The organism is Mumia sp. (genome assembly GCF_028803055.1).
GTDB lineage: Bacteria > Actinomycetota > Actinomycetes > Propionibacteriales > Nocardioidaceae > Mumia.
In genome coordinates this window covers 1-20,034 of the sequence record NZ_JARBCJ010000041.1, presented here as the reverse complement: position 1 = coordinate 20,034, position 20,034 = coordinate 1, and the positions used below count along the sequence as shown (strand labels likewise).

At 70.9% G+C, this 20,034-nt stretch carries 20 protein-coding genes and 1 riboswitch; of the genes, 6 read left to right on the top strand and 14 right to left on the bottom strand.

The window, feature by feature from the left end; translation table 11 throughout:
• The 9 genes from clpB to PV363_RS06180 form a co-directional block, all read right to left on the bottom strand.
• Positions 1–2,544 (bottom strand): ATP-dependent chaperone ClpB (gene clpB, locus PV363_RS06220; protein ID WP_301021916.1); only part of this gene is annotated, 2,544 nt, incomplete at its 3' end.
• A gap of 180 nt (positions 2,545–2,724) precedes the next feature.
• Positions 2,725–4,653 (bottom strand): acyltransferase family protein, encoded by a 1,929-nt coding sequence (locus PV363_RS06215; RefSeq protein WP_301021915.1) that lies wholly within the window; start codon positions 4,651–4,653, stop codon positions 2,725–2,727.
• 6 nt (positions 4,654–4,659) lie between these two features.
• Positions 4,660–5,082, bottom strand: a complete 423-nt coding sequence (locus PV363_RS06210; RefSeq protein ID WP_301021914.1) for a hypothetical protein — start codon at positions 5,080–5,082, stop codon at positions 4,660–4,662.
• An 81-nt stretch (positions 5,083–5,163) separates the two neighbouring features.
• On the bottom strand, positions 5,164–5,562 hold the full coding sequence (locus PV363_RS06205) for a MerR family transcriptional regulator (protein ID WP_220342319.1): 399 nt from the start codon (positions 5,560–5,562) through the stop codon (positions 5,164–5,166).
• Positions 5,562–6,704, bottom strand: a complete 1,143-nt coding sequence (gene dnaJ, locus PV363_RS06200) for a molecular chaperone DnaJ (protein WP_220345489.1) — start codon at positions 6,702–6,704, stop codon at positions 5,562–5,564. The genes PV363_RS06205 and dnaJ overlap by 1 nt, the downstream gene beginning before the upstream one ends.
• 31 nt (positions 6,705–6,735) lie before the next feature.
• Complete coding sequence (gene grpE / locus PV363_RS06195; protein ID WP_220342321.1) at positions 6,736–7,329, bottom strand: nucleotide exchange factor GrpE; 594 nt, start codon at positions 7,327–7,329, stop codon at positions 6,736–6,738.
• On the bottom strand, positions 7,326–9,179 hold the full coding sequence (gene dnaK / locus PV363_RS06190) for a molecular chaperone DnaK (RefSeq protein WP_220345491.1): 1,854 nt from the start codon (positions 9,177–9,179) through the stop codon (positions 7,326–7,328). The genes grpE and dnaK overlap by 4 nt, the downstream gene beginning before the upstream one ends.
• A gap of 170 nt (positions 9,180–9,349) precedes the next feature.
• Positions 9,350–11,443 (bottom strand): YhgE/Pip domain-containing protein, encoded by a 2,094-nt coding sequence (locus PV363_RS06185; protein ID WP_301021913.1) that lies wholly within the window; start codon positions 11,441–11,443, stop codon positions 9,350–9,352.
• Complete coding sequence (locus PV363_RS06180; RefSeq protein WP_220345493.1) at positions 11,440–12,195, bottom strand: hypothetical protein; 756 nt, start codon at positions 12,193–12,195, stop codon at positions 11,440–11,442. The genes PV363_RS06185 and PV363_RS06180 overlap by 4 nt, the downstream gene beginning before the upstream one ends.
• A gap of 204 nt (positions 12,196–12,399) precedes the next feature.
• Here PV363_RS06180 and PV363_RS06175 point away from each other — a divergent pair, with 204 nt between their 5' ends.
• From PV363_RS06175 to PV363_RS06160, 4 genes are all read left to right on the top strand, one after another.
• Complete coding sequence (locus PV363_RS06175) at positions 12,400–12,846, top strand: CrcB family protein (RefSeq protein ID WP_301021912.1); 447 nt, start codon at positions 12,400–12,402, stop codon at positions 12,844–12,846.
• Positions 12,843–13,223 carry a fluoride efflux transporter CrcB gene (gene crcB / locus PV363_RS06170; protein WP_220345495.1) on the top strand — a complete coding sequence of 127 codons (381 nt, stop codon included), beginning with the start codon at positions 12,843–12,845 and terminating at the stop codon, positions 13,221–13,223. Before PV363_RS06175 ends, crcB begins: the two co-directional genes overlap by 4 nt.
• Before the next feature lie 102 nt (positions 13,224–13,325).
• Positions 13,326–13,787 carry a CrcB family protein gene (locus PV363_RS06165; RefSeq protein ID WP_301021911.1) on the top strand — a complete coding sequence of 154 codons (462 nt, stop codon included), beginning with the start codon at positions 13,326–13,328 and terminating at the stop codon, positions 13,785–13,787.
• A complete protein-coding gene (locus tag PV363_RS06160; protein WP_220342328.1) occupies positions 13,784–14,164 on the top strand; it encodes a CrcB family protein in 381 nt (126 codons plus the stop codon). The genes PV363_RS06165 and PV363_RS06160 overlap by 4 nt, the downstream gene beginning before the upstream one ends.
• Positions 14,165–14,207: 43 nt before the next feature.
• Here the strand turns inward: PV363_RS06160 and PV363_RS06155 are convergent, their stop codons facing one another.
• From PV363_RS06155 to PV363_RS06135, 5 genes are all read right to left on the bottom strand, one after another.
• The gene (locus PV363_RS06155; protein ID WP_220345498.1) at positions 14,208–14,660 is read right to left on the bottom strand and encodes a MaoC family dehydratase; all 453 of its coding nucleotides are present in this window, start codon (positions 14,658–14,660) and stop codon (positions 14,208–14,210) included.
• Between the two features lie 55 nt (positions 14,661–14,715).
• Positions 14,716–15,405, bottom strand: a complete 690-nt coding sequence (locus PV363_RS06150; protein ID WP_301021910.1) for an energy-coupling factor transporter transmembrane component T — start codon at positions 15,403–15,405, stop codon at positions 14,716–14,718.
• Positions 15,402–16,868, bottom strand: coding sequence for an ATP-binding cassette domain-containing protein (locus tag PV363_RS06145; RefSeq protein ID WP_301021909.1), 1,467 nt, complete (start codon positions 16,866–16,868; stop codon positions 15,402–15,404). Before PV363_RS06145 ends, PV363_RS06150 begins: the two co-directional genes overlap by 4 nt.
• The gene (locus PV363_RS06140) at positions 16,865–17,506 is read right to left on the bottom strand and encodes an ECF transporter S component (RefSeq protein ID WP_301021908.1); all 642 of its coding nucleotides are present in this window, start codon (positions 17,504–17,506) and stop codon (positions 16,865–16,867) included. The genes PV363_RS06145 and PV363_RS06140 overlap by 4 nt, the downstream gene beginning before the upstream one ends.
• Positions 17,496–17,616, bottom strand: a riboswitch (TPP riboswitch). Its footprint overlaps the gene before it by 11 nt.
• A 39-nt stretch (positions 17,617–17,655) precedes the next feature.
• Positions 17,656–18,009, bottom strand: a complete 354-nt coding sequence (locus tag PV363_RS06135; RefSeq protein ID WP_301021907.1) for a metalloregulator ArsR/SmtB family transcription factor — start codon at positions 18,007–18,009, stop codon at positions 17,656–17,658.
• Positions 18,010–18,094: 85 nt separating this feature from the next.
• On the opposite strand from PV363_RS06135, the gene arsM reads away from it, so the two are divergent.
• Both arsM and arsB read left to right on the top strand, forming a co-directional pair.
• A complete protein-coding gene (gene arsM / locus PV363_RS06130) occupies positions 18,095–18,907 on the top strand; it encodes an arsenite methyltransferase (RefSeq protein WP_301021906.1) in 813 nt (270 codons plus the stop codon).
• Positions 18,904–19,980: an ACR3 family arsenite efflux transporter gene (arsB, locus tag PV363_RS06125; protein WP_301021905.1), complete on the top strand. Its 1,077-nt coding sequence runs from the start codon at positions 18,904–18,906 to the stop codon at positions 19,978–19,980. The genes arsM and arsB overlap by 4 nt, the downstream gene beginning before the upstream one ends.
• Positions 19,981–20,034: the final 54 nt, after the last annotated feature.

The window sequence follows — 20,034 nt, the reverse complement described above, 5'->3', positions numbered from 1 at the left end:
GACCACGACCTCGTCCCCGTCGCGGACATCGCCCGCGAGCAGCTCCCGTGCGAGCGTGTCCCCGATCGCCTGCTGGATCAGGCGACGAAGCGGACGAGCGCCGTAGGTCGGGTCGAACCCGGTGAGTGCCAGCCACTCCTTGGCCGCGTCGGTCACCGTGAGCCGGATCCGCCGGGTCTCCAGCCGCTTCGCGAGGGCCTCGACCTGCAGGTCGACGATCCGCGTGAGGTCCTCGACCGACAGCGCGTCGAACATGACGACCTCGTCGAGGCGGTTGAGGAACTCCGGACGGAACGACGCTCGTACGATCTCCATGACCTTGTCCCGCTTGGCGGCCTCGTCGAGCGCGGGGTCTGCCAGGTAGACCGAGCCGAGGTTCGACGTGAGGATCAGGATCACGTTGCGGAAGTCGACCGTACGACCCTGCCCGTCGGTCAGACGCCCGTCGTCGAGCACCTGGAGCAGGATGTCGAAGACCTCCGGGTGAGCCTTCTCGACCTCGTCCAGCAGCACGACCGAGTACGGGCGCCGACGCACAGCCTCGGTCAGCTGACCGCCCTCGTCGTAGCCGACGTAGCCCGGGGGCGCACCGACCAGACGCGAGACCGAGTGCTTCTCGGAGTACTCGCTCATGTCGATGCGGACCATCGCCCGCTCGTCGTCGAACAAGAACTCCGCCAGCGCCTTGGCAAGCTCCGTCTTGCCGACGCCGGTCGGGCCGAGGAACAGGAACGAGCCGGTGGGCCGGTTGGGATCGGCGATGCCAGCGCGTGAACGGCGCACGGCGTCGGAGACAGCCTTGACCGCATCGGACTGGCCGATCAGCCGGTGACCGAGCTCCTCCTCCATACGGAGCAGCTTGCCGGTCTCCCCCTCGAGCAGGCGGCCCGTCGGGATCCCGGTCCACGACGCGATGACCTCGGCGATCTCGTCGGGGCCGACCTCGTCGTTGACCATCTTGTCCTCGGGCTCGGCCTCCTCGTCAGCCACGGCCTCCTCGAGCTGCCTCTCCAGGCCGGGGATCTCGCCGTAGTTCAGCCGCGCGGCGGTCTCGAGGTCGCCGGCGTTCTGCGCGCGCTCGGCCTCGCGCCGCTTCTCGTCGATCTGCTTCTTGATCTCACCGACCTCGTTGAGACCCGAGCGCTCACGCTCCCACCGGGCCTCGAGCGCCCGCAGCTGCTCCTCGGAGTCGGCGAGGTCGGCACGAAGCTTCTCGAGCCGCTCGCGGCTTCCCTCGTCGGTCTCCTTCGCGAGGTGCAGCTCCTCCATCTTCATCCGGTCGACCGAACGCCGCAGCGTGTCGATCTCGACGGGGTTGGAGTCGATCTCCATCCGCAGCCGGCTGCTGGCCTCGTCGACGAGGTCGATCGCCTTGTCGGGCAGCTGCCGCCCGGAGATGTAGCGGTCGGACAGCGCGGCCGCCGCGACGAGTGCCGCGTCGGAGATCTCGACCTTGTGGTGCGCCTCGTAGGTCTCCTTGAGACCCCGCAGGATCGCGATCGTGTCCTCGACACTCGGCTCGTCGACCAGCACGGGCTGGAAGCGGCGCTCCAGCGCGGGGTCCTTCTCGATGTTCTCGCGGTACTCGTCGAGGGTGGTGGCACCGACCAGACGCAGCTCGCCGCGGGCCAGCATCGGCTTCAGCATGTTGCCGGCGTCCATGGAGGAGTCACCGGTCGCGCCGGCACCGACGACGGTGTGGAGCTCGTCGATGAAGGTGATGATCTGTCCATCGGAGTCCTTGATCTCCTGCAAGACGGCCTTCAGCCGCTCCTCGAACTCGCCGCGGTACTTCGCGCCGGCGACCATCGCGCCCAGGTCGAGCGACACCAGCCGCCGTCCCTGAAGCGAGCTCGGGACGTCGCCGGCGACGATGCGCTGGGCGAGGCCCTCGACGACGGCGGTCTTGCCGACGCCGGGCTCGCCGATGAGGACCGGGTTGTTCTTGGTGCGCCGCGTGAGCACCTGGACAGTGCGCCGGATCTCGGCGTCGCGGCCGATGACGGGGTCGAGCTTGCCCTCACGCGCCGCAGCGGTGAGGTCGACGCCGTACTTCTCCAGCGCCTGGTAGGTGTCCTCGGCGTCCTGGCTCGTCACCCGCGCAGAGCCTCGTACGGTCTGGAACGCGCCGCGCAGCGCGTCGGCGGTCGCCCCGACACCGTCGAGGATCTCGCGGGCCTTCGACTGGACGGTCGCGAGGCCGACCATCAGATGCTCCGTCGAGACGTACTCGTCACCGAGCTCGCTGGCGAGGTCCTGGGCCCGCTGCAGCACCTCGAGGGTGGCGCGGGCATATCCGGGGGAGGCCACGCTCTGGCCTGCAGCCGACGGCAGCGTCTTGACGGCCTCGTCGGTGCGGGCCCGCGCGACGGCAGGATCGGCTCCCGCAGCCTGGAGCAGCGGCACGGCGGTGCCGCCGTCGGCGTCGAGCAGCGCGTCGAGCAGGTGCAGCGGGTCGACCGCCGGGTTGCCGGCGGCGGCCGCAGCCTGGATCGCCGCGGCGAGCGCCTGCTGGCTGCGGGTCGTGAGCTTGGAAGCGTCCATGTGGGTCCTCTGGTCTGTCAGTTCAACGGTTACCAGGTTCAACGCGTCGAGAGTTGAGTCGATTCCACTCAACTCTGTCCCTTTCTAACATGCCCTGCCCGCGTCCGCGTGATGAAGGGTTGCGGTCGGTTCTGGGCGCGCAGAGCGACCGCAACCCTTCACAACGCGGACGGGGCGGGCTCAGCAGCCGCCGAGGGCCTCACGCACGGTGCGGGTGTAGACCTTGGCGCCTCGCGCGTTGGGATGCACCCGGTCCGAGGCGAGGAGCGAATAACGCCCCGCGACGGCTCCGTGCCAGTCCGCGAGCCTCACGGACCGATGGTCGGCGGCCACACGGCGCACCGCCGAGAGCGCGCTGCGCTGCCACGGGCGCCCGGGCACGTACGGAGCCACCAGGATGACCTGGCGCCCGGCCAGCCGTCGCGTGACCAGGCGGTCGAGGTCGCGGCGGTCGACGAACCCGTTGGTGCCCGTCCCGATCACGACGACCGGCCCGAGGACGCCGCGTGACGCGGCCCGGCGTACGGCAGCAGCGACGTCGTCGTACTGCCAGCCGACCTTCGCCGTCGCGTCGAGCCTCGGCATCGCCGACACCAGCTGCGGCGCGGCGGCGACGAGGACCGAGTCGCCGAACGCACTGACCCGTACGGACCTGCCCACCGTCCGGCACGTCGCGGCAGGGGCGGAGGGCTTCGTCCGTGAGGGCTTCTCCGCCGCGGGCCGCGGCGCCTCGGCGAGAACCCGCTCTCCCGTCGAGAGGCTGGCCTGCAGCGGGCTCCGGTCCGGCGCGGTGGCGACCGCGCCGGCAGCGACCGCGACGACGACGCCAGCCGTCGCCGTCACGAGCACCCAGCGGCGCCGCGGCCGGCGCCGGTCCTCCGCAAGGCGGTAGGCGGGCGCAGCCCACCGCCGCAGCGTGAACGCGATGCCGTCGCTGCGCATGGGCATCTCGACGAACCGGTACGACACGGCGGCGACGCCCACCGCGACCAGCGCGGCGAGCCCACCCGCCAAGGGCGACCACTCCGGAGGAGCGACCCGGGTGGCGAGCACGATCAGCGGCCAGTGCCAGAGATAGATCCCGTACGACCGGGCGCCGAGCCAACGCAACGGCGCGACAGCCAGCGCACTGGCGAGCGGAGTCCGGTTGACCGCGGACAGCACCAGCGCGGCGCTCGCCACGCTGACGACGAGCAGGCCACCGGTGTAGGGGACCGCGCTCGACCACGACACCGTCCCCGCGTAGGCCAGCAGGATGGCGAGGCCGAACACGCCGCAGGCCGTGATCCCTAGCCGGCTCTCGAACGTCGCCGAGGCCCGGTCGGACCGCAGCAGGTGCGGCGCCCGGCTCAGTGCGAGCGCCGCGCCGACGAGCAGACCGAAGACGTGGGTGTCGGTCCCGACGTAGGCCCGGGTCGGGTCGTCGGGGGTGTAGAGGACGGCCATCCACACCGCCGACGCCACCGCGAGGATCGTCGCCGCACGGACGAACCGGGCCCGCGAGAGGACGAGGATGCCGAGCGCCAGCACGACGGGCCACACGACATAGAACTGCTCCTCGATCCCGAGCGACCACAGGTGGTTGAGCACGGGAGGCTCTCCCCGCTCCGCGTACGCCTGCCCCTGCGCGACCTGGAACCAGTTCGAGGACCAGGTCAGGCCGCCGAGCACCTGCCACCTCAGACCGGCTGCGGTGTCACGGCCGACCAGCACCGTCAGCGCGGCGACGACCACGATCATCACGGTGGCTGCCGGAACGAGCCGGCGGACGCGCCGGACCCAGAACGACGGCAGGTCGAACCTGCGGGTGCGGTCGGCGTCCTCGAGCAGCACGGCCGTGATGAGGAACCCGCTGAGGACGAAGAACACGTCGACCCCGACGTATCCGCCGGGCATCTGCGAGGGCGCGACGTGATAGGCGACCACGAGGACGACGGCCAGCGCCCGGAGACCGTCGAGGCCGGGCGCCGTCGGCCGGCGCGCCGTGGGCCGGCGCGGGAGGTTGCGGCCGCCCGTCCCGGTCCGGCGCCCGGCGGCCTCCGGGCGCCGTAAACCCTCGCTCGCTCGCTCGAGCGGACGTGACGCTTCCCTACCCCCGAGATGCAGCACCTCGCCTCAGCCCAACCTCACCAGCTGGACGCGGCACGAGGGCGCGGAGCCGGGGTTCACCGGGAGCCGGTCGACGGTGAACGGGGTGTCCACCCCGGTCGAGACCTTGGGGATGACGATCCGCCGCGCCGCCGCCCGGGTCGTACCGGGCGAGGCGACGATCACGGTCAGCCGGTAGTCGGCCGTGCTCGCCGAGTTGACGATGACGCCCTGCGCTGTCCACACCTTCGGGTCGGCGGTCGCCACGCACCGCAGCGACAGGAGGTCCTCGGGGGCTGCCCGCGTCTTGGAAGCGGGCGTCGGAGCCGACGAGGACGCCGTGGCGGACGGGTCCGCAGCGACAGGCTGCGCCCCGCCGCCCGAGCACCCTGGCAGGCAGGCGACCGCTGCCAGGGCAGCGGCGACGAGGAAGGGCTGAGACCGGCGCATAGCGCCATGACACCACGATCGGCGGCCCTCACCAGGGAGGCACGTCCGGGACCGTCCAACCCGGTCCGCACCGGACGTCGCTCAGCGTCGCGTACGGCGGATGAGGAACGGCTGGGCGTCGAAGCGCACAGGAAGATTGCGTACGCGCGGAGCGTCGGAGTCGCGCTCCTCCAGCTCGGTCTCGAGCTCGACGACCCGAGCCTGCAGGGCGAGCACCTGGTTCTCGAGCTCGAGGACGCGCTTGACGCCCTCGAGCCCGAGACCCTCGGCCGTGAGCCGCGCGACCGAGCGGAGGAGCTCGATGTCGCGCAGCGAGTAGCGCCGCCCGCCACCACCGGTCCGGGCGGGCCTCACCAGCCCGAGCCGGTCGTACGCCCGCAGGGTCTGCGGGTGGAGCCCCGAGAGCTCCGCCGCCACGCTGATCACGAAGACCTTGGCCTCCGGGCCGGGCGGGACGAAGTCACCCTGGGAACGGCTCATCAGACACCTCCGGAGAAGAGCTGCGCGCGGGGGTCGTCTCCTTCACGAGCGTTGCGCAACGACTCGACCGCGGTCCGAGCATCGTCGGTCAGGGACGACGGCACCTGAACCTCCACCGTCACCAGCAGGTCGGCCTTGGTGCCGTCCTTGCGAGGAGCGCCCTTGCCACGCGCACGGAACGTGCGGCCGTTCGGGGTGCCCGCCGGCACCTTGATGCGGACCGGCGCTCCGCCGAGCGTCGGGACGGCGATCTCGGCACCCAGCACGGCCTCGTCGAACGCCACCGGCACGGTGATGGTGAGGTTGTCGCCCTTGCGGCCGAACAGACGGTGCGGCTTGACGTGGACCGAGACGTAGAGGTCGCCGGAGGGGCCGCCGTTCTCGCCCTTCGCGCCCTTGCCCTTGAGTCGGATGCGCTGCCCGTCCTTGACCCCCGCGGGGATGCGGACCTGCATCGTGCGCGTCGACGCCGCACGGCCCGACCCGTGGCAGGTCTCGCACGGATCCTCGACCACGAGGCCGCGTCCGCGGCAGACGTCGCACGGCTCGGTCATCGCGAACAGGCCACCCGAGGCGCTGGTCTGCATCCCGCTGCCCTCGCAGCGGGGACAGACCCGGGGCACGGTGCCGGCCTTGGCTCCGGTGCCACGGCACGTGGGGCAGGGCTCGTCGCTGGTCGTCCGCAGCGGCACGGTGACGCCGGCGATCGCGTCGTCGAACGACAGCGTCGCCTCGGTCTCGACGTCGGCCCCGCGACGGGCCGGCGCCGACCGGGTGCGGGTGGTCCCACCCCCGCCGAACATCCCGCCCAGCAGGTCCGAGAAGTCGAACCCGCCGGTCGTCGTCGTACCGCCGGGATAGCCGAACCCACCTCCCGAGCCCGCACGACCGAAGCCGCCGACCCCGGAGGAGAACATCGCCCGCTGCTCGTCGTACTCCTTGCGCTTGTCCGCGTTGGAGAGCACGCCGTACGCCTCGGAGATCTCCTTGAACTTCTCCTCGGCAGCCTTGTCACCGGGCTTGGCGTCGGGGTGGTGGTCCCGTGCGAGCTTGCGGTACGCCTTCTTGATGTCGGACGCGCTCGCGTCCTTCGAGACTCCCAGGACCTTGTAGAAGTCCTTCTCGAACCACTCGTTGTTCACGAGACCACCTCCTCACACCTCGTCGTACGGATCACTCGGTCGCCGGCTGCGACGCGTCCTCGTCGGCCTCGGCCACCGGGGTGTCGTCGTGCTCGACCACGGAGACCCGCGCCGGCCGGAGGACCTTGTCACCGATCCGGTAGCCCACCTGCATGATCGCGTCGACGGTCGGCTCCCCCTCGGGGGCGTCGGCGTCGAGACGGTGCATGAGCGCCTCGTGGAGCATCGGGTCGAACACGTCTCCGGGCGCTCCGAACGGCTCCAGCCCATGAGCGCTGGTGGCCTGGACCAACGAGTCGGCGACGGCCTTGAAGCCGCCCTCGAGCTCGCCGTGGTCACGGGCACGCCCGATGTCGTCGAGGACCGGGAGGAAGGAGACGAGGACCGCCGCGGTGGCGTTCAGTCTCTGCGCCTCACGGTCACGGTCGACCCGCCGCTTGTAGTTGACGTACTCGGCCTGCAGACGCTGGAGATCGGCCGTGCGCTCGGCGAGCTGACGGGCGAGGTCGTCCTCGCCACCCTCCCGGCTTGCGCCGGCCACCTCCGGCTGCGCGTCCGCGGGCCCGGGGGCCGGAGCAGGGGTCTCCTGCTCCGGCTCCACGGTCTCCTCGAACTCGTTCGTCACTTGTTCTCACCCTCGTCGTCGACGATCTCGGCCTCGACGACGTCGTCGTCCTCGGCCTGGGCCTGAGCCTGGGCCTGACCCTCGCCCGAGCCGGCCGCGTTGGCCTGGGCGGCCGCGGCCTCGTACATCGCCGTGCCCATCTTCTGGCTCGACTCGCCCAGCTTGGCGATGGCGGCCTTGATGGCGTCGATGTCGTCGCCGTTGAGCGACTCCTTGAGCGCGTCGACGTCGGCCTGGACCTCGGACTTCACGTCGTCGGAGACCTTGTCGCCGTTCTCGGAGAGGAACGTCGTGGTCGAGTGCACGAGCGTCTCGCCCTGGTTGCGGACCTCGACGGCCTCGCGGGCCTTGCGGTCCTCCTCGGCGTACTTCTCGGCGTCGCGCACCATCCGGTCGATGTCCTCCTTGGAGAGGGCGGACCCGCCGGTGATGGTCATCGACTGCTCCTTGCCGGTGCCACGGTCCTTGGCGGAGACGTTGACGATGCCGTTGGCATCGATGTCGAAGGTGACCTCGATCTGCGGCACGCCACGCGGGGCCGGCGCGATGCCCGTCAGCTCGAACGTGCCGAGCATCTGGTTGTGCGCCGCGATCTCGCGCTCGCCCTGGTAGACCTGGATCGCGACCGACGGCTGGTTGTCGTCGGCTGTCGTGAAGACCTCCGAGCGCCGGGTCGGGATCGTGGTGTTGCGCTCGATGAGCTTGGTCATCACGCCGCCCTTGGTCTCGATGCCGAGGCTGAGCGGAGTGACGTCCAGGAGCAGCACGTCCTTGACCTCGCCCTTGAGGACACCGGCCTGCAGGCTCGCGCCCACAGCGACGACCTCGTCAGGGTTGACGCCCTTGTTGGGCTCCTTGCCGCCGAGCAGCTCGCGCACCAGGTCGGAGACGGCCGGCATGCGGGTGGAGCCGCCGACGAGGACGACGTGGTCGATGTCAGCGACCTTGATGCTCGCGTCCTTGATGACGTGCTCGAAGGGCGCACGGGTGCGCTGGAGCAGGTCGGCGGTGATCTTCTGGAACTCCGCACGGGTCAGCGTCTCGTCGAGGAACACGGGGTTCTTCTCGGCGTCGACGGTGATGTACGGCAGGTTGATCGACGTCGACTGCGAGCTCGAGAGCTCGATCTTGGCGCGCTCGGCGGCCTCACGGACACGCGGCATCGCCATCTTGTCCTTGGTGAGGTCGAGGCCGGTGCTGGACTTGAACCGGTCGACGATCCAGTCGACGATCTTCTGGTCCCAGTCGTCGCCGCCGAGGTGGTTGTCACCGCTGGTCGCCTTGACCTCGATGACGCCGTCACCGATCTCGAGCAGGGACACGTCGAACGTGCCGCCACCGAGGTCGAAGACGAGGATGGTCTGGTCGTCACCCTTGTCGAGCCCGTACGCCAGCGCGGCGGCAGTCGGCTCGTTGATGATCCGGCTCACCGTGAGGCCGGCGATCTCGCCCGCCTCCTTGGTGGCCTGACGCTGGGCGTCGTTGAAGTACGCCGGGACGGTGATCACCGCGTCGGTGACCGGCTCGCCCAGGTAGGCCTCGGCATCGCGCTTGAGCTTCTGCAGCACGAACGCGGAGATCTGCTGGGGCGTGAAGGACTTGTCGTCGATCTTGACCGACCAGTCGGTGCCCATGTGGCGCTTGACGGACCGGATCGTCCGGTCGACGTTGGTGACGCCCTGGCGCTTGGCGACCTCACCGGTCAGCACCTCGCCGTTCTTGGCGAAGGCGACCACGGACGGGGTCGTGCGTGCACCCTCGGCGTTCGCGATGACGGTGGGTTCTCCACCTTCCAGCACGGCGACGACAGAGTTGGTCGTGCCGAGATCGATTCCGACCGCACGGGCCATGTGTTCCTCCTGAGGGTTCGCGGGGCGGGCTTGTGACCCGCCGACTGCCTGCGTTCAATGAGTTGAGTCTGATCGTATCAACTTATATGAGCGCGACTTCATTCCACCGTAGCGGCCCCGATCCCGGACCGCGCGGACGGGTGAGATGGCACCGACCCTGCGGTGGGCGCTCAGATGACGAGCTCGGGCTGCAGCTGCTTCGGTGTCCAGACCTTCTGCCGTCGCGCGGCCAGCGCGGTCAGGATGATCGCCACGACGAACACGCCGACCAGCACCGAGAGGTCCCGGACGACGATCCACGCCTCGCCCCCGTAGAGGGTCTGCCGAAGCCCGTTGACCGCGTAGGACATCGGCAGGAGCCAGTGCAGCGACCGCAGCGGCTCGGGGATCGTCTCCCACGGGAACGTGCCGCCCGCCGTGACGAGCTGGACGAGCATGAGGACGAGCCCCAGGAACTCGCCCACCTCGCCGAGCCAGGCGTTGAGCGCCTGCAGGATCGCGACGAAGGACATCGATGCGATCACGAGCACAGCGGCCGTCGCGACCTCGTAGACCGGAGCGATGTCGAGCGCGAACCGGACGATCGTGAACATGACCGCGACCTGGACCAGCCCGACGACCGCCGGCGGGGCCCATCCGCCGAGCGCCGTCCGGGTCGCCGGACCGTTCGCCGCGAGGGCACGCGACGACAACGGCCGGACGAGCAGGAAGAGCACGTACGCCCCGATCCATGCTGCGAGCGGCAGGAAGAAGGGGGCGAGGCCGGCCCCGTACGACCCGGCACGCGCGAGGGTGTCCTCCTTGACCGCCACGGGGTCACCGATCGTCTCGGCGGTATCGCGCGCGGTCGTCTTGTCCAGGTCGGGGACCTTGCGCAGCCCGTCCTGCAGCCCGTTCCGGAGCTCGCCGGTCCCGGTCTCGAGCCTCGCGCTGCCCTTGCGCAGCGCGGTGCTCGAGGTGGCGAGCCGCTCAGCACCGTTCGCCACCTTCTCCGTCCCGTCCGCCAGGGTGCCGGCACCACGCGCCAGCGTCTGGGCGCCGCGGTCGACGCGTGCCGATCCCGAGGCGAGCTCCGCTCCTCCCGACGCGGCCCTCCTGACGCCCTGCGTGAGGACCGGGGCAGCGGCCGCGAGCTTCTCGGTGCCGGCGGCGACCTCGGAGGACCCTCTGCTGAGCGCGTCGAGCCGGTCTGCGGCGCTCTCGATCTGCGCTGCCACCGCGTCGACGGGGACCTCGGCGTCGGCGAACAACGCCATCAGGGCGTCTCTCTCGGCGTCGGTCATCCTCCCCTGCTCGACGAGCGCATCGAGGCCTTCGTCGAGCGAGGCGCGCGAGGCGCGGAACTGGTCGACGACCGTTCCCGCCACCTCGGCCGCGTCGTCACCGACGGCGGCGACCTTCGCGTTCCCGTCGGCGACCTCCTGCGCGCCGTGCGCGAGCTTGCGCGTGTCCGCCGGCAGGCTCCCGGTGCGACGCTTCAGCTCGTCGAGCCCGTTCGAGAGCGTGCTCGCGCCGTTGGCGATGCGACGCGTCCCGCTCGCCAGCTCGTCGGCACCCGACTCGAGCCGGGCGGACCCGTTCGCAGCCTCCTGCGCACCACGCGCGAGCGTCGCCGTCCCGTCGACGAGCTCGACGGTCCCGTTGGTGAGCCGGCTGGAGCCGGCGACGAGCTCCTGCGCACCGTCCACCCCCTTCGTCAGATCGGTGTGCACCACGGAGAGCCCGTCGAGGAAGGTGCCCGCGGCGAAGGTGCCCACCTGTGTCGCGATCGTGTCCCGCACGTCTCCCACGATCGTCTCGGCGACCCGGGTGACGAGGTAGTTGTTGGCGTCGTTGGTGATGAGGGTGAGCCCTGCTCGCTCCGGCTCGAACCGGGCGGACGACGTCAGCTCCTCGGAGAACTGTGGACCGATGATGAGCGCGGCGTCGTAGCGTCCGTTCCGCACACCGGACTCCGCCTCTCCCTCCGTCGTCTCGACCCAGCCGAATCCACCGTCGCCGCTCAGGAGGCGGTCGGCGACCTGGTCCCCGTAGTCGACCTTCTCGGTCGTCCCGTTGATCGCGTCGGTCATCGTCGCCCCACGGTCCTGCACCACGAGGGCCGCCGGTACGCGGTGGAGCTCGCCGTACGGGTCCTCGTTGGCGAACAGGTAGAGCCCTGCGTACAACGAAGGGATCACCACCATGGCGAGGATCGCCAGCTTGGGCAGCGTGCCGGCGCTGATGCGCCGGATCTCCGAGACGGCCAGCCGGATCGCGATCATTGATCCTTCTCTCTCTCGCCGAACAGCCAGTCGGAATCGTCGGTCTCGTCGGACGGCGAGCGCTCCGGGTCGACCGGTTCCGGGCGGGTGCGCAGGGCCTCGACCGGTGTCGCCAGACGTGCGCTGTCGCCGCGGGCGGCAGGGAGGTTGGCGCCGAGGTCCCGCGCTGACGACCGTCCGCACTGAACGAGGACCCCGTACCCGGAGGATGCGTAGGACTGCGCGATCTCCCACCAGTCCACCGGCTCACCGCCGTGACGGTCCGGGAGCGAGAGCACGAGGAACCGGACATCCTCGTGCTCGGCCGCCAGCGCGCTGAGAAGGGCCGTACGCACGGCTCCTAAGATCGCGTCCATCCGGACCGACCGGAGCTGCTCCCAGCCGTGAGCACGGAGCCACTTCGTGGGTTCGCCGGGCATCGAGCCACGACAGGCGAGGGCAAGACCTTCGGCGGCGACGGTCCCGACGGGCACCGCGTCGTCGGGCTCGGAGACAGCAGGCAGGTCCACGACGGCCGCGAGCTTCCGCAGCTCCGCCTTGTCGTTGGTCGTCGTCCCGTCGTCGCGGACGAGCGTCGCTTTGCCCTCGAACGGCGCCAGCCGCCCCGCGGCTACCAGAGCCATTGCCGTGTTCCCCTGGCCCGGCTCCCCTGCCATCAGGACGCACTCACCGGTGTCCACCGAGAAGTGGTCGATGTCGAGCAGCAGGCCACGCCGCCCGTGCACCTTGACGTCGTCGAGTACGACACGCACGTCCGCACCTACCCCTCGTCAGCGCTCACGGCTGGACACCGGACAGACAACCAACCTGGGTGTCGTCGTTTCTCGATGGTTCGCCGCGGCCAGAACCGCCGCAAGCCGAACAGAGCTGCCAGGACACGTCCGGCGCGCGGGTATCGACCGTCCGGCCTACTGTCGGCAGGAGGCGACTCTCACCATGCGACGGGGGCTTCTGTCATGGCGTCGAACTCCCGACCGACGAAGATCCGCGGTGGCTCGGTCGCGCTCGTCTTCGTGGGTGCGATGGTCGGGGTCGCGGCTCGCGAGGGCCTCAAGCTCGCCATCCCGAACAGAGACGGGATCCCGATCGTCGTCCCCGTCGTGAACATCCTCAGCGCGTTCGTGTTCGGCTACCTGTTCGAGGCGCTCGCCCGCAAGGCGCCTGGCACCGAAAACACCTCGCTGTGGATGCAGCTCATCGGGGTCGGGTTCTGCGGCGGGCTGTCGACGTACAGCTACCTCGCTACCGAGACGGCCGTGCTCCTGTATGACTCACGGGTCGGCATCGGCGTGTCGTACGCCATCGGGACGATCATCCTCGGTGCCGTCGCGACGTTCGCGGGGTTCATGCTCGCGTCGCGGCTGCGCGCGCGGAGCACCGGCGACACCGAGGTGGAGACATGACCTTTCCGCTCTTCCTCCTGATGATCGTGGCCGGCGGCGTCGGCGCGTGCGTGCGCTTCGTCCTCGACGAGACGATCAGGTCGAGGAACCCGGAGCCACCCTTCCCGATCTCTACCGCACTCATCAACCTGAGCGGCTGCTTCGTGCTTGGACTTGTCACCGGCCTCGTCGTCAGCAGGCTCGCCTCGGCAGACGTACGCGCCGTGGTCGGGTCGGGGTTCGTCGGCGGATACACGACGTTCAGCATGGCAAGCTTCGAGACTGTTCAGCTGATCCGCGAGATGCGCTATGGTGCGGCTGCCGCCTACGCCTTCGGCATCCTCGGGGGAGGCGTCGCGCTCTCGCTCCTCGGATTCGTCTGGGGCAAGACCCTGTAGCCGCGGCTAGCTCCGCGAAGATCTCGAGGGTGCGCGTGTGACGGACAATCGGAGGGACAGCCGCCGCACCGGCCACCCCGGACGAGATCGGAACCCATCACGGTGAGCACGACGAGACGGGGACGCGCGCCCCTTCGCGCAGCATCGATCGGGCTCGTCGTCTGCGGAGGAACCCTCGGCGCGGCAGCGCGCGAGGGACTCGTGCTCGCCGGTCGGCACACGGACGGGGCCCTGTTCGTGGTGCCGCTGGCGAACGTGATCGGCGCGTTCATCCTCGGCTACCTGTTCGAAGCCCTGACCCGCACCGCTCCTGCGCCGGAGCGGACGAGGCGCTCGATGCTGCTCGTCGGTACGGGGTTCTGCGGTGGGCTCACGACCTACAGCGCGCTCGCGACGGGCACAGCGGCGCTGTTCGACGACTCCAGGATCGGCATCGGTCTCGCGTACGCGTTAGGCACCGTCGTGGTCGGCGCCGGCGCGACGCTGCTGGGCATCGTGCTCGCGTCCGGGCTCCATGACCGGAGGGCTGCGGACAGGCACGAGGCTGGAGGGGCGGATTCGTGACGTTCCTCCAGTTCCTGATGCTCGTCGTGGCCGGCGGCGCAGGGGCCGGCGTGCGCTACGTGGTCACGTGGACGGTCGCAGCCAGGACGTCGCGCTCGGGCTTCCCCTGGGCAACCATGATCGTCAACCTGACCGGGTCTCTCGTGCTGGGCTGCCTCCTCGGCCTGGCGTCCGGCGACCGGGCCCCGTCCGACATCGCGGTGACGGTCGGGGCAGGCTTCCTCGGCGGCTACACGACATTCAGCGCGGCCAGCCTCGAGACCGTCACGCTGGTCCGGGAGAAGCGTTACGTCCTCGCCGCCACGTACGGGCTGGGCGTGCTCGTCGCGGCGGTTGCGCTCGCGCTGCTCGGGTGCGCATGGAGCAGAAGCCTCTGACTCCTACGGCGGTCGCCGGACACGGTCCTGTGGCGTGAGGCGGCTACTCCGCGAAGATCGCCAACGTGCGCGCGACGCACACGGGCTTGTCGATGCCCTCGGCCTCGATCGTGAACTCGACGCTCACGCGCTGACCCAGGGCGACCGGCACGACCTCGACGAGCCTCGCGCGACCGCGCACCTTGGACCCGACGGGCAGCGGCGCGGGGAAGCGGACCTTGTCCGACCCGTAGTTGACGCCCATCTTCACGCTCTCGACCTTGTAGGTCTCCGCGGCCAGCATCGGGATCAGCGAGACCGTGAGGTAGCCGTGCGCGATCGTACGACCGAAGGGCCCCGCGGCTGCCTTCTCGGGGTCGACGTGGATCCACTGGTGGTCACCGGTCGCCTCCGCGAACAGGTTGACCTGCTCCTGGGTGATCTCGTGCCACTCGCTGACGCCGAGCTCCTCCCCCACACACGAGGTGAGCTCGGCCAGGTTCTTGAAGACGCGCATCCGATTCCTCCGCACTAAGCGCTCGCTTACTGCCCCGATCCTAGAGGGGAGGAGCTCAGCGGACGAGCCAGGGTACGGCGGCGAGCGCGACGCCGAGAGCCAGCAGCGCGCTGTCGGCGCGGGACCACGGCGCCGGCTCCGCCCACGTGCGCCGCTGCGCCGAGGCGAAGCCGCGTGCGTCCATCGCCACCGACATCCGGGACGCGTCGCGCAGCGCGGACACGAGGAGCGCGAACGCGAGCGAGACCGCGTGCCTCACCCGTGAGAACGGGCTGCGCGTCGGCCCGAACCCGCGCGCTCGTCGCGTCCGGTCGAGCTGACCCCACGTCTCGCGCAGCGCACCGAAGCGTTGCATCGCCGCGGCGAACGCCACCACCGGCCGCGCCGGCAGCCGCAACCGCTGGCCGAGCTGGTCGGCCAGCTTCGACGGGTCGACGTACGCCGCGAGCACCGCCCCGGGCAGCGCGAGCACGACGATGCGCAGACCCGCGGTCAGTGCGACCTCGAGATCACGCCCACCAAGCCACCACGTCGACCACACGAGCGACACCGAGGCGACGGCGATCGCCCCGAAGCGGGCGAGCGCGAACCTCGGCGACGGGAGCAGGACGGCACCGGCGACCGCGTACGCGCCGAGAGCGAGGCACGCGGTCTGCAGGTCGCGCACCGCCAGCGAGGCGACGATCGCCAGCGTGCCGATCGCGAGCAGCACCAACGGGTTGGCATCTCGGACGAAGCGTCTCATCGAGCGTCGTCCACCGGTGCGGGCGCGGGCGCAGGCCCGGGCGCGACGTTACGACCGCCCTCGAGCGGCACGAGGCGGTCGGCCCGCGCTGCGAGGTCGGCGTCGTGGCTGGCCGCGCCGATCACCGCGTCGGCGCCCGCAGCGGCACGCATCCACCCCGTGACGGCAGCCCACGTACCCCGGTCCTGGCCGACGGTGGGCTCGTCCAGCAGGAGGACGGGCGGACGGTGAGCCAGGGCAGCACCGAGGGCCAGCCGTCGCTGCTCCCCGCCGGAGAGCCGGTACGGGTTCGCGTCGGCGAGGTGGTCCAGCCGGAGATGGGCGAGAACGGCGTCGACGTCGACCGGGACGCCGATCCGCCGGGAGGTCGCCGCGATCTCGTCGCGGACGCGGGCCGTGAGAAAGCCGTGCTCCGGGTTCTGCGGGACCCACCCGATCAGCGCGGCGAGATCGCGCGAACCGATCCGGTGCGGCGGTCGACCCAGCCCTCGCACCTCGCCGGCACCCGGACGTCGCAGACCCCCGACGACCTCGAGCAACGTGGACTTGCCCGCCCCGCTCGGCCCGCTGAGGACGGTGACGGCCCGCGACTCCAGGGCGGCGTCGACGTCGCGCAGCGCCGCGGTGACAGTGGCGCCCCGGATGTCGGTGCGACGCAGGTCGACGCCCAGCGCGAGCGCATCGAGGCGCGGCACCGCGCGGTCGGTCTCGACCAGCACGACCGGCGGCTCGACCGGCTCCGGCGCGGCGACCCCCGGCATCCACACCCCGACGCCGGCGAGGTCGTCGCGCAGTGTGGCGACGAAGCTCACCGGGTCGGTGTCGGCGACCACGGATCCGTCGTGGCCCAGGACGACCACACGGTCGACGTGAGGGAGCCACGGGGCGATGCGGTGCTCGACCACGACGAGGGTCGCCCCTGTCTCGGCGACGACCTCCGCGACGCAGCGGCGTACGGCGTCGGCGTTGACGTCGTCGAGCATCGACGTCGGCTCGTCGAGGAGCAGGAGGTCCGCCTGCGACGCCAGCACCCCGGCCAGCGCGGAGCGCTGAAGCTCTCCTCCGGACAGCGCGGACGTCGGGTGCTGCATGCCGTACGGCAGGCGTACGGCTCGCAGCGCGTCGCGCACCCGCGGCCAGATCGCAGCCGGGGCGACGCGGGCGTTCTCGAGCCCGAAGGCCACGTCGCGGCCGAGCCGCTCGGCGACCACCGCGTCGCCGGGGTTCTGCAGCAGCATGCCGACGCGGCCGATGGTGGTGACCTCGCCGAGGGCGTCGCCGTCGCCGGTGGTCTCGAGCACCCCTGCGGCGGCCCGGAGCACCGTCGACTTCCCGGCACCCGACGGCCCCGCCAGCAGCACCCGCTCACCCGGGTCGACGCGCAGGTCGAGGCCGGCGACGACCGGCGTGCGCCGGCCCAGCGGACGCCAGCCGAAGCCGCGGAACGCGACCGATCCGGTCACGCTCGCGGGGAAGGGCTCGTGGACGACGCCGCGGCTCGGTCGTGGTGCTCGCGACCGGCCCCGAAGGCGTCGAGAGCACCCGTCTTCGCCAGGGCCCGGACGAGCAGCCACCCTCCGACGCCCGCGACGAGCGCCCCCGACACCGCGAAGAACACGAGATAGACGAGCTGGTAGCCGAAGGCCCAGTCGGCGTAGTACGCGTACCACTCGTACACCGCCTCGAACGCCCCGGCGAGCGCGCCTCCTGCGGCGGCGACGACGACACCCCACCGGCGGTACAGGAAGAGGGCGAACACCAGCTCGACCCCCAGGCCCTGGATCAGGCCCGAGACGAGGACGGACATGCCCCACTGGTTGCCCAGCAGGCCGGAGACGACGGCTGCGACCACCTCGGTACCGACCGCGGCGCCGGGTCTGCGGACGACGAGCCCGCCGATGACACCGCCGATCAGCCAGACGCCGGAGATCAGGCCGGAGCTCGGGGGGTAGGCGAACAGCGCCGTGCCGCTGACGACGGCGAACAGCTGGTTCCATCCCCAGAACACCACGCCGATCGCCACGCCGAGCATCGCCACCGTGACGAGGTCGATCGTGCGGTAGCGGGTCGAGGACGTGCGAGGACGAATGGCATCAGCCACGGTGACTCCCTTCGCCGGTGCTAACCGGTGCAGGTTCGGAGGGTCTGCGGGCTTTCCGCACTCTCAGCGCACCGTGCCCCTCGGGCACCTGCGCTCCCCTGTCGTGAGGTCGACTCTAGCCGCACCCGCGGCGTCGTGACGAGCGCCCGCTAGGGCGCGGTCCGCAGCGAGGACGCCAGATCGGTCAGCGCGGAGTCGACGACGCGGTAGTAGGCCCATCGGCCTCGCTGCTCGCGGGTGACGAGGCCGGCGGAGACGAGCTGTTTCATGTGGTGCGAGACGGTCGGCTGACTCAGCCCGACCGGCTCGGTGAGGTCGCAGATGCAGGCCTCGCCTCCTTCGGACGCGGCGATCAGCGACATCAGCCGCACCCTGGTCGGATCACCCAAGGCTTTGAACATCCGGGCGAGCACCGCGGCCTGGTCGTCGTCGAGGACGCCCCCGGTCAGCGGCGAGCAGCATGCTCCGGCGGAGGTCTCGAGGACGGGAAGCGTCATGGCCATCACTCCATCGTGCCACACGTATTGACATCCGTCGATCAATCGGTACTGTTCGATGCATCGAACTTCCTCGATCTCAGGAGACATCATGACCCTCACGAACGACGAGCTCGTCGAGCAGGTCCGCGAGCGCTACGCCGCCGCCGCCGTCCAGGCCCGCTCCGGCACCACGAACGACCTCGTCCTCGCGACGACCGACTCCTGTTGCGCGCCGGCCGCCGACGCCGCGGACTCGTGCTGCGGCGGCTCCACCGCGGAGGTCGATCCCTCGTTCGGTGCCGGCCTGTACTCGAGCGCCGAGGCGGCCGAGCTCCCGGCCGAGGCGCTCGCCGCGTCGCTCGGCTGCGGCAACCCGACCGCCCTGGCTGAGCTGAAACCCGGCGAAACGGTACTCGACCTTGGCAGTGGCGGCGGCATCGACGTCCTGCTCTCGGCGCGACGCGTCGGCTCCACCGGTTTCGCCTTTGGCCTGGACATGACCGACGAGATGCTCGACCTGGCCCGGGCCAACGCCACGAAGGCCGAGGCCACGAACGTAGAGTTCCTCAAGGGGTCGATCGAGGACGTGCCGCTGCCCGACGCGGCCGTCGACGTGGTCATCTCCAACTGCGTGATCAACCTGTCGGTCGACAAGCCCCAGGTCCTCGCCGAGATGTTCCGCGTGCTGGTTCCGGGAGGGCGCATCGGCATCTCCGACGTCGTCGCCGAGGACCACCTCACGCCGGCCGACCGTGCCGAGCGCGGGTCGTACGTCGCCTGCATCGCCGGCGCGCTGTCGCGCAGCGAGTACCTCGACGGGCTCGCCGCGGCGGGCTTCGCCGACGCGACGGTCGAGCTGACCCATGAGGCGGCCCCGGGCATGCACGGTGCGATCATCCGTGCCACCAAGCCGACTGCATGACGGTCTCCGACGCCGGCACCCGCCCCGCTGTCGCCGGGCGGCTGTCGGCGACCGACCGGCTGCTGCCGGTGTGGATCGTCGCCGCGATGGCGGTCGGGCTGCTGGTCGGGCGCCTGGTCCCCGGACTCGACGACGCGCTGGGCGGCTGGGAGATCGGGGAGGTCTCCGCGCCGATCGCGCTGGGTCTGCTCGTGATGATGTACCCCGTCCTGGCGAAGGTCCGCTACGACCGGACACGCGCGATCCTCGGCGACCGCCGTCTGATCGCGGTGTCGCTGACGCTGAACTGGATCGTGGGCCCGGCGCTCATGTTCGCGCTCGCCTGGCTGCTGCTTCCCGACCTCCCCGAGTACCGCACCGGGTTGATCATCGTCGGCCTGGCCCGGTGCATCGCGATGGTCCTCATCTGGAACGACCTCGCCTGCGGCGACCGGGAGGCCGCCGTCGTCCTGGTGGCGATCAACAGCGTGTTCCAGCTCGTCGCGTTCGCCGCGCTCGGCTGGTTCTACCTCCAGATCCTCCCCGCGTGGCTCGGCCTGCCGACGACCAGCGCCGAGCTGAGCGTGGGAGCGATCGCGATCAGCGTGCTGGTGTTCCTCGGGATCCCGCTCGCCGCCGGCGCCGCCAGCCGGCTCCTGGGCGAGCGCCTCAAGGGCCGCACCTGGTACGAGACCCGCTTCCTCCCCACGGTGAGCCCGCTCGCGCTGTGGGGGCTGCTGTTCACGATCGTGGTGCTGTTCGCCCTCCAGGGCGACGCCATCACCCGCCGACCTCTGGACGTCGGACGCATCGCCGTGCCGCTGCTCCTCTACTTCGTCGCGATGTTCGCCCTCGCCTGGATCGGCTCGCGCGCCGCCGGTCTGGACGACGCACGGACGACGACGGTCGCGTTCACGGCTGCCGGCAACAACTTCGAGCTCGCGATCGCCGTGGCGATCAGCACCTTCGGCGCCACCTCGGGTGAAGCCCTCGCCGGCGTCGTCGGCCCTCTCATCGAGGTGCCCGCGCTCCTGGCGCTCGTCTACGCCGCCCGCGCCCTCCGGCCACCCCCACCTCAGGAGATCCCCCGATGAGCGTTCGCACCGTGCTTTTCGTCTGTGTCCACAACGCAGGCCGTTCTCAGATGG